The 14455-nt window shown below is 65.3% G+C and carries 13 protein-coding genes and 1 pseudogene; 8 read left to right on the forward strand and 6 right to left on the reverse strand.

Annotated features, from left to right (window positions below; translation table 11 throughout):
• Positions 1–4 precede the first annotated feature (4 nt).
• Genes mhpA through ACX12F_RS22195 form a run of 4 tightly spaced genes read right to left on the reverse strand, consistent with a single transcriptional unit; the run spans position 5 to position 5581 of the window.
• Entirely contained in the window at positions 5–1624 is a 1620-nt protein-coding gene (gene mhpA, locus ACX12F_RS22180) for a bifunctional 3-(3-hydroxy-phenyl)propionate/3-hydroxycinnamic acid hydroxylase MhpA (RefSeq protein WP_459366483.1), read from the reverse strand.
• Positions 1621–3507 (reverse strand): acyl-CoA synthetase, encoded by a 1887-nt coding sequence (locus ACX12F_RS22185; RefSeq protein WP_459366484.1) that lies wholly within the window; start codon positions 3505–3507, stop codon positions 1621–1623. Before ACX12F_RS22185 ends, mhpA begins: the two co-directional genes overlap by 4 nt.
• Positions 3504–4442, reverse strand: coding sequence for a fumarylacetoacetate hydrolase family protein (locus tag ACX12F_RS22190; protein WP_459366485.1), 939 nt, complete (start codon positions 4440–4442; stop codon positions 3504–3506). Before ACX12F_RS22190 ends, ACX12F_RS22185 begins: the two co-directional genes overlap by 4 nt.
• Positions 4439–5581: a VOC family protein gene (locus ACX12F_RS22195; protein ID WP_459366486.1), complete on the reverse strand. Its 1143-nt coding sequence runs from the start codon at positions 5579–5581 to the stop codon at positions 4439–4441. The genes ACX12F_RS22190 and ACX12F_RS22195 overlap by 4 nt, the downstream gene beginning before the upstream one ends.
• 108 nt (positions 5582–5689) lie before the next feature.
• On the opposite strand from ACX12F_RS22195, the gene ACX12F_RS22200 reads away from it, so the two are divergent.
• Both ACX12F_RS22200 and ACX12F_RS22205 read left to right on the forward strand, forming a co-directional pair.
• The gene (locus ACX12F_RS22200; protein ID WP_459366487.1) at positions 5690–6415 is read left to right on the forward strand and encodes a TetR/AcrR family transcriptional regulator; all 726 of its coding nucleotides are present in this window, start codon (positions 5690–5692) and stop codon (positions 6413–6415) included.
• 154 nt (positions 6416–6569) lie between these two features.
• Positions 6570–6758, forward strand: a complete 189-nt coding sequence (locus ACX12F_RS22205) for a ferredoxin (RefSeq protein WP_459366488.1) — start codon at positions 6570–6572, stop codon at positions 6756–6758.
• A gap of 8 nt (positions 6759–6766) precedes the next feature.
• Here the strand turns inward: ACX12F_RS22205 and ACX12F_RS22210 are convergent.
• Positions 6767–7652: pseudogene (locus ACX12F_RS22210) on the reverse strand (IS5 family transposase).
• A gap of 1517 nt (positions 7653–9169) precedes the next feature.
• Between ACX12F_RS22210 and ACX12F_RS22215 the strand changes: the two are divergent.
• The 6 genes from ACX12F_RS22215 (at position 9170) to ACX12F_RS22240 (ending at position 13795) form a co-directional block, all read left to right on the forward strand.
• Positions 9170–10642 carry an FAD-dependent oxidoreductase gene (locus ACX12F_RS22215; RefSeq protein ID WP_459366489.1) on the forward strand — a complete coding sequence of 491 codons (1473 nt, stop codon included), beginning with the start codon at positions 9170–9172 and terminating at the stop codon, positions 10640–10642.
• 55 nt (positions 10643–10697) lie between these two features.
• Positions 10698–11396, forward strand: coding sequence for a DUF899 domain-containing protein (locus tag ACX12F_RS22220; protein WP_459366490.1), 699 nt, complete (start codon positions 10698–10700; stop codon positions 11394–11396).
• Positions 11393–11878, forward strand: a complete 486-nt coding sequence (locus ACX12F_RS22225; protein ID WP_459366491.1) for an SRPBCC family protein — start codon at positions 11393–11395, stop codon at positions 11876–11878. The genes ACX12F_RS22220 and ACX12F_RS22225 overlap by 4 nt, the downstream gene beginning before the upstream one ends.
• A gap of 132 nt (positions 11879–12010) precedes the next feature.
• The gene (locus ACX12F_RS22230; protein ID WP_459366492.1) at positions 12011–12886 is read left to right on the forward strand and encodes a DUF2510 domain-containing protein; all 876 of its coding nucleotides are present in this window, start codon (positions 12011–12013) and stop codon (positions 12884–12886) included.
• 168 nt (positions 12887–13054) lie between these two features.
• Positions 13055–13510: a DUF5994 family protein gene (locus ACX12F_RS22235; RefSeq protein ID WP_459366493.1), complete on the forward strand. Its 456-nt coding sequence runs from the start codon at positions 13055–13057 to the stop codon at positions 13508–13510.
• Positions 13511–13591: 81 nt separating this feature from the next.
• Complete coding sequence (locus tag ACX12F_RS22240) at positions 13592–13795, forward strand: cold-shock protein (RefSeq protein WP_459366494.1); 204 nt, start codon at positions 13592–13594, stop codon at positions 13793–13795.
• Between the two features lie 41 nt (positions 13796–13836).
• Here the strand turns inward: ACX12F_RS22240 and ACX12F_RS22245 are convergent, their stop codons facing one another.
• The gene (locus ACX12F_RS22245) at positions 13837–14388 is read right to left on the reverse strand and encodes a DUF5994 family protein (protein ID WP_459366495.1); all 552 of its coding nucleotides are present in this window, start codon (positions 14386–14388) and stop codon (positions 13837–13839) included.
• Between the last annotated feature and the right edge of the window lie 67 nt (positions 14389–14455).

Raw genomic sequence — 14455 nt, forward strand, 5'->3', positions numbered from 1 at the left:
ATTCCTATTCGTGGTGAACGACGCCGGCAGGCGGCGAAGATGGTGGGCTGACGGGGCGGGCGTGGGCGTCCGGCACCACGGTCGGGTGGTGGTCGAGCAGGAACAGTGGAACGGCGCGGCACACTGCGGTGAGATCTCCGCCGGCCATCATGATGGTGCGGTCGGGTCGCACGACGGCGGCCTTGACGTGATGGCGGCGCAGCCACCGGGCCAACTCTGAACCCGCAGCGGCGTGGACGGTACGCGCGCACCGCGCGTCGAGGACCTCCTGCTGCTCAGCGGTCAGGGCAACCCGAGTGATCACGCCGAATCCCAGACCCAGCTCGTCATCGAGGCGAATACCGTTGCCGAGCATCGGGTTCGGGCACAGGTGGCCGACGATGCCGCGCCGTGCGACGGTGCGCTCCACCAGGGTCGAGGGCCGCAGGGGCGGGGTCTGCGAATCGGTGACCTTTGCCCGCAGCCCGGGCACCAGATGCACCCAGGGCAGTATCAGTGACCGAGCGGCCGTTCCGAGCCGGCCGCCGGAGGTCATCGCCCGTCCGATGTTGAGCGCCAACGAGATCATGTGGCGGGCGTGCGGGCGGCGCTCAGCCTGGTAGCTGTCGAGGGCACCGTGTGGCAGATCGCCGAGGCACACACCGGCGATCTTCCACGCCACGTTCATCGCATCGCGCACTCCGGCACCCATACCCTGGCCGATGAACGGCGGCGTCAGATGGGCGGCATCGCCGAGCAGGACAACATTGCCGCGACGCCAGCGGTCCGCGAGCTGGGCGCGAAAGGTGTACTCGGCGACCCGGATCACCCGGAGATCGGCGTCGTCGACATCGCGCGTCCACGGCGTGATCAACGGGCGCAGCTCTGCCAGGGTGGCGTAGTCATCCACCGATTCGTGGTCCAGAAGCTGGAATTCCCAGCGGTAGCGGGTGGGCCCGATGCGCATGTAGGTACCCGCGCGGTGGGAGTCGCACAGTTGGTGCACGCCCTCCCACTGCTGCAGGTTGGCATCGGAGGCGATATCGATCACCAGCCAGCGCTGGTCGAACTTCAAGTTGCGCATCGTCGCACCGATCGCGGTGCGCACCATGCTGTTGGCGCCATCGCAGCCCAGTAGGAAATCAGCGGTGAGCTCCGATTTCTGGCCGGTGACGCGGTCGCGCACACGTAGCCGCATCGGGCGCGCATCGGGGAGGACCTCCACCACCTCGGTGTCACCGCGAAATCGGACCAGCGGGTAGCGGGTGATGTTGGCGCGCAACAGTTCTTCGAGCTGTGGCTGGTCGAACATGTTGGCCGCCGGAAAGCCGTTGCGGGTCACGGCGGTATCGCGGTCGAACTGGGCCAGCACCGTCATGTCGCGGTCGATGAGCCGCAGACCGCGGGCCGGCCGAGAAATCTCGGCGAACTCGCCGGCGATCCCAAGTCGGGCCAGGATGCGGTACACCTCGTCGTCGAGATGCACCGCGCGTGGCTGCGGATAGACCTGCGGCCACCGGTCCAGCACCAGGGTCTCGACGCCGTACTGCGCGAGCAGGGTCGCCGCGGTGATCCCGGTGGGACCGCCGCCGACGACGACAACGGGGACGTGTTCGGTGGGTGCGTCGGTCGCCGGGTGCGTCATTGCTCGTCGATCTCGTACTTCACCGCGAAGGACTTCACCACCCGTTCCACCGCGGTGCGGTCCGCCGCCGGCCCCAGGGTGATCGCGACGACGGGTGTCCCGGCACTGACCTGGCCGGTGATCGCCAGCACCCCGGGCTGGTCGGCGAGGGCTTCGGTCAGCGCGTGTTCGGCGGCGGTGGCGCGCAGCGGCACCTTGTAGGGCTTGCCCACGTCGGTGACCGGTATCGCGTCGATGACGGTGACAGTTTTGGGTGCCGCGGCACGTTCACTGATCCGGTCGTGAGCGAAGGCGGTCAAGTCGTCGCCGCGCACGCTCGCACCTGGTCGTAGCGTGACGAATCCGACGGGGACTTCGCCGGAATGCGCGTCGGGCCGTGCCACTGCTGCGGCCGCGGTGACATCGGGGTGGGCGAGCAGCGCGTCCTCGATCACGGCTGGGTCGATGTTGTGCCCGCCACGGATGATGAGGTCCTTGGCCCGGCCCGCCAGGTAGACGAATCCTTCCTCGTCGACGCTGCCCAGATCGCCGGTGTCGAGCCACCCATCGCGCAGGGTGCCGCGACCGTCGAGCACGTATCCGTTTTCGGCGCGCCCGGTGACATAGCCGGCAAACACGGTCGGTCCGCTGATGGCCAGCGTGCCGACCTCACCGGTCGTAACCGCCTGCCAGGTGCCGTCGTCGCTGACCGCGACTGCCTTCACCTGTTGGTAGGGCATGCGTTGCCCGACCGAACCGGGCCGCGGATGGTTGGGGAAGCTGCGTGCACTGGCACAGGTCGCCTCAGTGAGCCCGTACCCTTCGACCAGGTTCACCCCCGTGGCATTCAGGAAGTCGCTGCGCACGGTATCCGGCAATGCCGAGGCCCCCGACACCGCGGAGGTGAGGCTGGAGATGTCGGCGTCGACGGGGATCTGGGCCAACACGGCGTACACGGTCGGCACGGCGCTCATCGCCGCCAACCGGTAATGCTCCACGATGCGCCAAAAGTTCTGGTACAGGCCCATATCGCGGTATCCCTGCGGCCCGGCCCACACCACGGGCTGGCCCCGCAACAACGGCGCCAGCAGGGTCACAATCAGAGCGTTGACGTGAAACAGCGGCAGCGCGGCGAATACGACGGCCGCCTCGTCGAGGTCGGCGCTGACGGCCACCATCCAGGCGTCGCAGACCTCGTTGCCGTGGGTGTGAGCGGCCAGTTTCGGCGCCCCGGTGGTGCCGCCGGTGTGAAACAGCGCGGCCAACTCCCCCGGATCAGCCGGACCGTCGTCGAGTGGCTGCGCGTCCTGTTCGGCGGCCAGCACCGACAGGTAGGCCACCGTCACGTTCGGCAGGACCGGCAGCGGACCCGGTGTGCCATCGGCCAGCGTGGGACGCAGCAGCAACACGGTGTCGATCAGGCCCGCCTCGGCCAGCGCGGCGGCGCGCTCCATACCCGCAGGGTCGAGTTCGGGGGCGGCGGTGATCAGTACGCGAGCGCCCGACAGCCGAGCCAGCTCGGCGACGTGATCGCCGGACAACGACCCGTTGATCGGTACCGCGATGCCAGCGGCTTGAGCCGCCAGCGTGGCGGTGATCAACTCGTCACAATTGGGGCTGATCAGCAGCACCGCGTCGTGTCTTCCAACACCGCAGTCGCGCAATGCTTTTGCATAGCGTGTGACATCGTCGGCAAGTTGACCGAACGTGCGCTGGGCGCACCGTCGATAGTCGGTGCCGTCGGACAGCACCGTCACCGCGGTGCGGTCGGGCCACAGCCGCGCGGCCCGCAGCACGATGTCATAGGTGCACGCCGGCAGACCGCGTTGGTCCAACGGGACTGCTTCGATGGCCGCAAGATCGCTTGGCGATTGCGCTGCGGGCCAGAGCAGGTCGGCGCTCATGCGTGACGGACCGTCAGGTGCTGCGTGCCCAGGTCGAGCGCGCCGTCATCGGTAGCGATCGACGCCTCCACGACATCGCCGTGCTGCAGGTATTTCGGATTCTTGGCCTGCCGGGAGAAGAACGCCTTCCATTTGACCGCGGGCGGCACGAGATTACCGATCATCTCGATGGGCTTGGGCGGGGCGGTGAGCGCGGTGCCGGCGGGGGTGCCGGTGAGCACGAGATCACCGGCGGCCAAGTCTTGGAAACGGGTGAGTGACTGTAACGCCTGCAGGGGGCGATACAGCATGTCGCCCTCGACGAGCGCGTTCTGGCGTTCTTCGCCGCCGACGCTCAACCGCAGCCTCAGGTCACCGAACCGGGCCAACTCGGCGGCATCCAGCAGGACCAGGGCCGGTCCGACGGGCGTGAATGTCGGATACGACTTCGCCTCGTAGAACTGGGTTTGCGGCAGTTGGATGTCGCGGGCGGACACGTCGTTGGTGATCGTCAGGCCGGCGATGATGCCGGGCAGGTCGTTCTCGGTGATCGTCGTCCCGGCCGGGACGTCGCGTCCGATCACCAGTCCGATCTCGACTTCGTAGTCCAGCAGCTTCACGTGTGCCGGCCGGACGATCTCGGCGAACGGGCCGGTGATCGAGGCGGAGGATTTGCGAAAGAAGGTCAGTGGCACCGTCTTCGGGTCCATCCCGGAGTCGAGCACATGGGATTCGAAGTTCGTCATCTGCGCGATCACCCGGCACGGCGCGGTGACCGGCGACAGCAGCGTCAGGTCCTCGACCGCAACGGTGCCGCCGCCGGCGACAGCGGCGTCGATGGCTGCCCTGTCGGCCAGCAACTCAGCGGTGCTGACCGCGGAGGTGGTGATCTGTGCGGCGCCGGTGGGGGTTTGCACCCACCAGCCATCGGCAGTTCGGAGGACGGAAGTGGTCATGAGATAGCAACTTTCAGCAGGCCGACGAGGCGGTTGAGGTCGAATTCGTTGTCGTCGCGCAGGGCGGTGAGCATCGAGGTCACTTGCTGCCGTGCTGCGCGCGGATGGGCGTCGAGGAAATCCTTGGTGGCCGGCGGCCCCCACTGTGCAAGTCCGGATGCGGCGAAGGGGGCCCAGCCGGGTTCGAGGGTGTTGTCGAACATGTCACCATCGGCGTAGTGCTCGACCAGGAAGCCGTCCGGATCGCGCCAGTAGTCGAATAATTGGCTGCCCTGGATGTGCCGGCCGATGCCCCAGGAGCGGAAGTAGCCACGCTCGCCGAGGTATTCGCCGCCGGCGGCCAGTGCGTCGAGGTCGCAGACCTCATATGCCGAGTGGATGTAGCGGTTGGCCGGTCCGAGTGCCAGGGCGAGGGTGTGGTGGTCGGCCGGGGTAGCGCCGCGGTCGCAGCGGATGAAGCTCATCGCCGGGCCGCGGTCCCGCTGCCCGGGGAAGAAGAGGAAGTCACTCACGATCATCCCGAAGGTGTCCAGATACCAGTTGAGCGTCTTCAGGTACGTGGTGGACTGCAGCACCACGTGGCCCAGCCGTTGCACACGGGCCGGCAACCGCGGCGGTCGCACCGTGGCGTTGATGCGCGCGTCAACGGGCCCGGTGTTGAGCACTTGCGGCACCTGTTCGGGCTGAGCGGGCAGGTCGTGCATGCCGGCGACCACCTTCACCGTCATGCCGCTGGGGTCGGTCAATTGCACCCCCACTCCACCCAATGATTCGGGAAGTGGCTGTAACCGAGCGCCCGTCTTGTCGGCCAACCGCAGCACGTCGACTTCGTCGGCGGCGCGCAACGCCAGTCCCGCGAACCGCGTGCGCTCACCTCGGCGCAGGATCACACACGGCGCACCAGCGGTGGTGCCGCGTAGCTGTAGTTCCTGGGGGTTCCGCAGGGCGATGCCGAATCCGAAGGCACGCGCAAAGGCCTCTGCGCGAACGAGATCGGGCTTGTCGAACTCGAGCCACGCGATGTCCGCGACCCGGATGATGGGATCCCGCGAGCGGCCTGAATGCTCGCCGCGCCGTGCTCCCTGTTCACTGTGTAGGTCTTTGTGACCGTCCCGACGCTGCGTCGACGTCTGTGCCACGTTGCACCTCCCTCGCGGTTACTGAGGAAATCGTCACATACGACCCAATCCTCAGTCAACCATTCTGACGATATCCTCAGAATTGATCCTGACTGCTACCATCGCGTCATGGATCTGCCCGAGCGCAGCGTCACCGAGGCAACGAACGCGCCCGCGAGTCGCTTGGAGCGGCGCAAGCTGCGCACCCGTCTCGCTCTGGTGCGCGCGGCCCAGACGTTCATCGCCCAAGGCAAATTGAGTGTGCCGATCTTGGAGATCACCCAAGCGGCCGACGTGGGCATGGGGTCCTTTTACAACCATTTCACGTCCAAGGAGGAACTGTTCGAGGCCGCCCTGACACAGGCTCTCGATGATCTAGGCGCCCTGCTCGACGGTTTCACCGGGTCCATCTCCGACCCCGCCGAGGCCTTCGCCGCCAACTATCGATTGAGCGGACGGCTGTTCCGCTATCGCCCCCAAGAGGCCGCATTGCTGCTCGCGCACGGCAGCTCGCTGATCATATCCAATCGCGGGTTGTCACCGAGGGCGCTGCGTGACATCACCGCAGCGATCGATCAAGGTCGTTTTACGATCGCCGATCCCGAATTGGGCCTCGCCATCGCCGGAGGCATGTTCTTCGGCTTGGCCACACTGCTGCGGGAGCGACCCGAACGTGACGCTGAGGTCACCGTGGACGCGGCGACCGAACGCCTGCTGAGGACATTCGGCATGACGCCCAAACAGGCCAAAACGCTATGCCAGAAAGCACTTCCCGACATCTCCTCACTGCGGGATTCTCCCGCCGAGTGGCCCACCGTCATGACCGCCGACCAACCCCATCAGCACCTCGACTGACCACCGGTAGCAAAACCGCTTGGTCGAGCACCGATCCACTGGATGACCATTTGCTCATCAGTGAGGATTTCATCAGAAAGTGTTGACCCGGTGAGGCCCAGCATGTCATCGTCGATCTCACAGCCCCATTCCCCCACCTCAGGGAGAGCAGCCGATGAAAATCCGGATCGACCGCGACCGATGCGAAGGCCACGGCCAATGCGTGGCCGCAGCCCCCACCGTCTTCGACCTCGACGACGACGGCATCGCCATCCTGCGCACATCCGAACCAATCACCGACGACCTGCCCATAAAAGCCGCAGAAGTCTGCCCTGTCGCGGCACTGACGATAGACGAGGGCTAGGGCGTGTCTCATAACCGTTTGAGCCAGGCGATGATGGCGTGCAGGATGACGCCGCCGCGGTAGTTGAGGTTATGCTTGTCGTAGCGGGTGGCGATACCCCGCCACTGTTTGTAGCGCTGGAAGCGGCGTTCAACGACGTTGCGGCCCTTGTAATCCTGCGCATCGAATGCCGGCGGTCGGCCACCAGCGCGACCACGCCGGCGGCGGTGGCCAATCTGGTCATCAGGCTGCGGGATCACCGCGGTGATCCCCCGAGAACGCAACAGCTCGCGGATTGCTTTCGACGAATACGCCTTGTCACCGCGCACCCTCTCGGGGCGGGTCCGCGGCCGACCGGCGCCACTGCTGGCGACCCGAAGGTGACCGAGCAGGATCGGGAACATCGGGGCATCGCCGGCCTGACCGGGCCCGCACACGGCCACCAACGGCATACCGGCGCCGTCAACCAACGAATGAATCTTGGTGCTCAACCCGCCGCGAGAGCGGCCAATGCCGTGGTCAGCAGGCTCGACGCCCAGATTCTTGTAATTCGACGGTGCCCCCTGTGTCCCGCGGCAGGTTCGTGCCATGTTGATGAGCGCGGTTGACCGTCGAATCGACACTGACCGCCCAGTCGATCAGATCGGCATCAGCGGCAGCCGTGAGCACGACCGCGAAAATCTCGTCCCACGTACCGTCCTTGCTGTACTGGTCATGGCGCCGCCACACCGTCTTCCACGACCCGAACTCCGCGGGCAGATCCCGCCACGGGCACCCCGTGCGATACCGCCACACAATTCCCTCGACCGCCATCCGGTGATCACGAAAAGGCCTGCCACCCTTAGGCGATGCCGTCGGCAGCAACGGCTCGATCCGCGCCCACATCTCATCGGTAAGCACCCGCGATCTCGACATCACCTGACACTGACAGACCAACCATCAAATGGTTATGAGACACGCCCTAGGCGAACCGATCAGGGCCGGGACACGGTTGTCGAGATGCGCCACAGAATTGTCGAAGCGCGTGGCTACTTTGACAAGGCTTCGACGTGTCGCCGGGGCTTGTCAAAGTATGTTGCATAGCCCCAGTTAAACGAGCTCGCGACGAGAGACGGCCATGTGCGGCCCTGCTGCCGGACCACGAGCGCCGCCAGACGTTGGGAGGACGTCGGCTGATTGCGCGTTCGAGCTACGGCACAAGGATGCTTTTCCGGCTCGCCGGCGATCTGCGCAGAGTTTCGCGTAGTTGAGCAGTGAGCATGTCGACTGTGCATTTCTCAACGTCTACCCCTCCATAGCGTTCGGTTGATCACGCAGTCGGGGCACGTTCGTACGTGATGACACCGAAGGTGCCCATTCTCGGCGGGTAGTCCCAGGCCACCTGGCGGGCGGCTTCGGGCGTGAGGTTCTGTTCGATGCTACAAACCTCGCAGACGTGACGAAGCATCACCCGTTCTGCGGCCTCATCAATGTCTTCACGTGCGAACGATCGACGTTCTCAGGCATCTCTCCGCACCATGGCTTGTTCCGAAACGTCTCTTGTTTCAGCTGTTTTCGCCGCAACTGCTCCTCTTGGCCGTATGCGGGTGCTGGGTACCGGTCGCCAGCAGTCCGATCGCCGGAAAGTGTCGCAGCACAGCCGATTACGACGATGCCTGCTGCGACGTGACGATGAGGCCTGCAGCTCAGCGAGCATCAACGCCTGCCCGGCGTTCCACCACGGCGGCACGAAGTCCCGGGCACCGAGCGAGTTATCGGCAGCCTGCGACACCTGCTGCGTGAGCGCGTGGTCCACGGTCAGATAACCCGCCGGTGCCGCTGCAGAGATTCCTGTACTCGTCGAAGTCGCCGAGCTTGAGGAACGATTCCGACCGAACGCATCTGACCCAGATTTCGAGGCCGCATGGAAAATCGGTGCGCCACTGGACGCAGCCAGGCTGGCGGCCGCGTGGGCGGTATCGAGGCGCGAACCACAAGAGACCGCCGAACGCCCAGATGTTGGCAGTGATGATGATCAAGAGGAAGAAGACGACGAACCGCCGTTCTGACGTCCATCCAGCTAACGATAACACCCAATTCCGCCAACTCGCCATCCACGGCGGCACGTGAATTTCAATCCAAAACTACGAAATTGATTCTACACCAAGATGATTCTGTCCGTCGAACGTCGAACTCCGGATTCAACGCGCCTGTCGAGCTGGGTCTGAGCATCGTCGCCGTTACTTAGATAGCCTCAGCTCTTTGCATTCCAGCTGGCGGATCCGCCAAACTCCGCCATCTTGGAATGCAATCCGCCACGGAGAAATGCAACCTACAACCGGATCCCACTTTTAACATATAGCGCACCCCGGGGCTTGCGGCAAGACCCCCCTCATGCTTCAGAATCGCTGGGCTGCAACGTAACTGCAGCTGGATCGTCTTGAGGGGGACATATGACGGATACCGACGTGATCATCGTGGGCGCGGGTCCGACGGGCCTGACGCTCGCCACCGAACTCTGTTTGGTCGGCATCAAACCGCTTGTACTGGAACGGCTCACCGACATCCGCGAGGTCGCCAAAGCCGGCGGCATCGGCGGTCAGATCCTCAACCTGTTGCGCTACCGAGAACTCGGGGTCCTGCTCGACAAAGCGGCGGGAGAACCCGTCACCGCCAAACTTCCGTTCGGTGGCATCCATATCGATCTCACCAAGCTGGACGACTCACCGATGCAGGTACAGCGACTCCCCCAGCCGCAGCTGGAAGCACTCCTGCAGAACTACGCACAAAGCCTCGGCGTCGAAGTCCGGCGCGGTCACGAGGTGACCGGACTGGAGCAGGACGACGACGGGGTATCTCTCGACGTCCGCAGCCCGGATGGGCCGTACCGCATCAGCGCGCAGTACGTCGTGGGCTGCGACGGGGTGCGCAGCCGGGTCCGGGAACTGGCCGGCATCGGTTTCCCGGGCATCGTCTATCCCGAGATCCACCGCATGGTCACCACCACCATGCCGCCCGGGATCACCGTCCGCGACGACGGCGACTTCGACGTTCCCGGCTACGGCCGCCTGGCTTGGGGCTACAGCCAGCTTGAGGACGGCATCTTCGCCATCGCGTCGTCCGAGCCCGGGCACCTGGGGATGTACACCAGCGAGGCTCCCGATCACGACTACGACGATGACGACCCGATGACGCTGGACGAATTCCGGGACAGCGTCCGGCGCGTGCTCGGCGTCGATTTCCCGCTCGGCGCGCCAAAACGGTTGACCCGCTTCACCTATGCGGCCCGGCATGCCGAGCGCTACCTGGCCGGCCGAGTACTGCTGGCCGGCGACGCCGCGCATCAGATTCCGACGGGCGGCGTGGCGGTCTCGGCCGGGATGCTCGACGGGGTGAACCTCGCCTGGAAGCTGGCCGCCACGATCGGCGGCTGGGCACCGCCCGGGCTACTCGACACGTATCACTCGGAACGTCATCTCGCCGGCGAGCGGCTGCTGCTGCATTCTCAGGCGCAGGTGTCGTTACGCCGGGGACACGACCCGGCCGATGAGGCACTGCGAAAAGTGTTCAGCGAATTGGTCTCTGATGCACCGGCGCTCGCGCGCGTCGGCGCGATGATCGCCGCGTCCGACGTCCGGTACCCGATGCCCGGCCCCCAGCACGCCCTGGCGGGCACCTTCGCGTCGGGCCTACCCGACGACGTCGTGGCAGCTCTGCGCGCGGCCCGCCCCGTCTTAGTCGGGCCATCCGCGTTGTGCGAAATGGCCGAGCCGTGGGCCGATCGGGTCGACATCCTCAATGACCGCGGCCTCGATTACGCCGATGAGCCCCTACTGATCCGTCCGGACGCGCACATCGCCTGGGCCGGTGCCTCCGATTCAGGACTGCGGGAGGCGCTCGCGTATTGGTTCGGCGATCCGCGATGAGTATTCGGCTCGGCCCCGGTCTACCCATCGACAGCTGCAATCTCCAGGAGGCACCATGACCGAGCAGACCGCCCTGCCACCGGTAGTCGACCAGGACGCCTGGCGTACCGCCCTCGACGACCTGCGCAAGCGGGAGAAAGCCGCGACACGTGAACTCGACGCCATCGCGGCCCAGCGCCGCAGGCTGCCGATGGTGGAGATGCCCGACTACACGCTGATCGGCACCGACGGTCCGATCCGTCTGGCCGACATCTTCGACGGGCGGTCGCAATTGATCGTCTACAACCACATGTGGACCGACGGCGCCGAGTGGCAGTGCCCGGGCTGCACGGGATTCACGTCGCAGTTCACCCGGCTGGGCTTCCTGGATAACTACGACGCCCGGTTCGTCATCGTCACCAACGGACCCATCGAGGAAGCGCTGGCCTACAAGAACAAGGTCGGCAACACGATGGACTGGTACTCGTCGTCCGAGAGCAGTTTCGGGTCCGACGTCGACGCCGCGCCCGGCGAGGGTTTCGCCGTCAATGTGTTTCTGCGGCAAGGCGATACTGTGTACCGCACCTGGCACACCACCGGCCGCGGCTGCGAACAGCTGGGCCACAGTTTCGCACTGATCGACGTTCTGCCCTACGGCCGCCAGGAACAGTGGCAGGATTCGCCCGAAGGCTGGCCGCAGTCGCCGACGTACTCCAAGTGGGCCGGCTCCCCCGACATCGCACGTCTCTACGGACCGAACGGACAAAACCGATGACCAGCAACTCGACGACCCAGGAACGCTTCGTCGCCACCCGCACCATCGCCGCGCCGCCCGCCGCGGTGTTCGCCGTACTGGCCAATCCCGCCCGGCACAAGGACACCGAGCCCGGAGACTGGGTCCGCGACGCCGTCGACACCGCTCCGATCACCGGTGCCGGGCAGGTATTCGCCATGAACATGTACCTCGACCTGGCCGGCGGCGACTACGTCACGCACAACCTGGTGACCGCGTTCGAGCAGGACAAGACCATCGGCTGGTCGACCGGCAGCCTGACCGAGTCAGGTGAGCACACCCCCGGCGGTTGGTGGTGGTGCTACGACCTGGCCCCGAACGGTAACGGCACCGATGTGACCCTGACGTACGACTGGACCGATACACCGCAGGCCTTCCGAGATCAGATCGGCGGCATGCCGCCGTTCCCGATCGGGTTCATCGAGGAGTCGCTGGCCGCCCTCGACCGCGCGGTCACGGGCTAGCCGACCCGGACGCGACGGATCACTCCAGCACCGCTGAGGCGACGTCATGGGCACCGCCAATCCACTATCAGTCGAACCGGTCGCGGTGGATAATGTGCCGATAACTCACCAACCGTGAGTCACCATTCGCCGGTGGAGTCCACCGGGAAGGCGGTCCACATGACGGCACCGATGGCACCCGGTTGGTACGACGATCCGCACGACCGGAACGCGTTGCGTTACTGGGACGGCCGGCAATGGACACCGCAGCAGCAACGAAAGGCTGCGGTTCCGGCGCCGCCCCCGCCGCCGAACTACGGTGCGCCTCCCCCACCACCAAGCCCGGGCGGGCAGCCACCCAGCTACGGCACGCCACCTAGCTACGGCACGCCACCGCCCCCGGCACCGCCAGGCTACGGTCAACCGCCGGCACCACCGGGGCAGCCGGGCCTTGGCGGCCAGATGGCAAGTGCCGGTTCACAAACGGCATCGCCAGGTATGGCAGCGGCCAAGAATTTCGCAGCGAACCTGTCGGCTCCGGGCTGGCTCATCTACGGCGGGTGTCTGGCAGCCTTCATCGGAGTCTTCATGCCCTGGGTGACGGTGAGCGCCAACGTGATCATTCAGGTCTCGGCGAACGTCAGCCCATCCCAGCAGCCGGTATTGATGATCTTCCTGCTGGCAGTCATCGCCGTCACCGCAGGGCTGGCGTGGACGGTGCTTTCGGCAGGCCCCGCGATACCCACCGGGCGACTCACCGGACTCGCCGCGAGCGCCGGCGCGCTCATCCTCGGCGTCCTGTTGGGAATCTACTGGTACTTCAGCGGTGCCTCGGAGATCAAGGATCAACTCGGCGGCTCCAGTGCCGACTTGTCGAGCATGGTCAGCGTGTCCTTGAACTTCGGGTTCATTCTGTACACCGCGGGCGTCGCAGTTGTCATCGCCGGCGTCGCCATGCTCTGGCGACAGCGCCCCAAGGTATCGTCGCCGATGCAGCCGCCGTTCCCGCCACCGGTCCAGCCCTACTAGCTCGACGCCGCCCGTCCAGGGCCTCAGAGTCACGGCACGATTTGTGCCAGGGCGTGTCCCGGGTATGCTTGACCCATCGGCGGTACTTCGTCGCGTGGCTGAACAATGCCATGCCGTCGCCGATTCGAAGAAGTTTGACCGATTCGCGGTCAAGGCAGGAACGTCGCAATGACGCCGCAAGACCATCGCACAACCCAGACAAGACACATCTCACCCGAGCTGACCCCGAGATTGCGGCTGAAGCCCAAGGCATACTCCAACGGATTCGTGGATGGGGCGTGGTGGCCACACACCAGCAACCTCAGTGCGGAACTACCCGACCTCTTGGCCGTGCTATCGGGACGCCTCGGACAGATCGACCGAGTCCTGTACAACGTCGATGAGTGGTCGCAGACCCCGTCCAAGCTCGCCACCGGCGGACGACGGGTCCACCTCGACGGTTACCGGCGCCAGCCGGTCAACACCGTCGAGGTGATCGGCTTCGACCGCGACAGGATCGTGCTGCTGGCGGTACCCGCCAGCACGTATCCGGCCGAAGCTCGTTCCGCGCTCACGAATGCAGCGCGCCCCAACGACCGGTCGACTGCGGTGAACATCCTGCTGACCGCCCAGCACGCGGACTGATCGCCCGCAACATTTTGTTCTGTACCCCAATGGATTTGGCTGCAGCAAATCGCAGTCATCATGAAAGAAAGTAGTTATCGCATGAGCGAAGGAACCGTGAAGTGGTTCAACAACGAAAAGGGCTTCGGCTTCATCGCCCCGGACGGCGGCGCGCCGGACGTTTTCGTTCACCACAGTGAAATCCAGGGCGGCGGCTTCCGCTCGCTGGAGGAAAACCAGCGGGTGAAGTTCGATGTCACCCAGGGTGCCAAAGGTCCGCAAGCCGTAGGCGTTACCGCCCTTTAAGCATCACGGAAACCCTTGGCGCGAAACGGCGTTATCCCGTTTCACGCCAAGGGTTTTCCCATAACCCTCTGCCGTCGAGCGGCGGTCAGGATCTCGTCGGCCGTCTCCAACATGGCAATGTCGCCGCGGCGCGGCTCAACCGGTAGTCCGGCCGCACGTCGCAACACCATGCCTGCCAGCGGGCTGTTCGTCGCACTGGGCACGATAAGCAGATTCGCAGTGGCATCACACCCGCCAACGGTGATGATGTGTTGAGGTTTGGTGCGCCAGTCCCGCCAGTTGAGGCTCGGCGGATTATTCAGCGGCGACCAATTCAGGCGAACCTCAACGACTTTCCCCAATTGACCGTCCAATGCCGCGACCAACCCGGCCAGTTCATCGGCGAGTGCCGACGTGTATGGCCACCACGCACCGTCGATCCGGCGACCAAGATCGTAGGCCAGGCAGAGCCGGACGGGTCTTCCTGGCCGCGGCTTCTGCGTCAGATACGCCATCAGGTCATCCCCAACCGGGGGAGCAGGTTGGCGCGCCATCTCATGGAGAATCCTTACGTCGATGCCGCGACCACCCCGCGCCAGAACGGCGAGCGACAATCACACGACTCCACCACTGACGCTACGCCGTACGTGCGAATAGATCGCCCACCGGCACGTCCGATAC

The organism is Mycolicibacterium sp. HS_4_1, assembly GCF_054515875.1.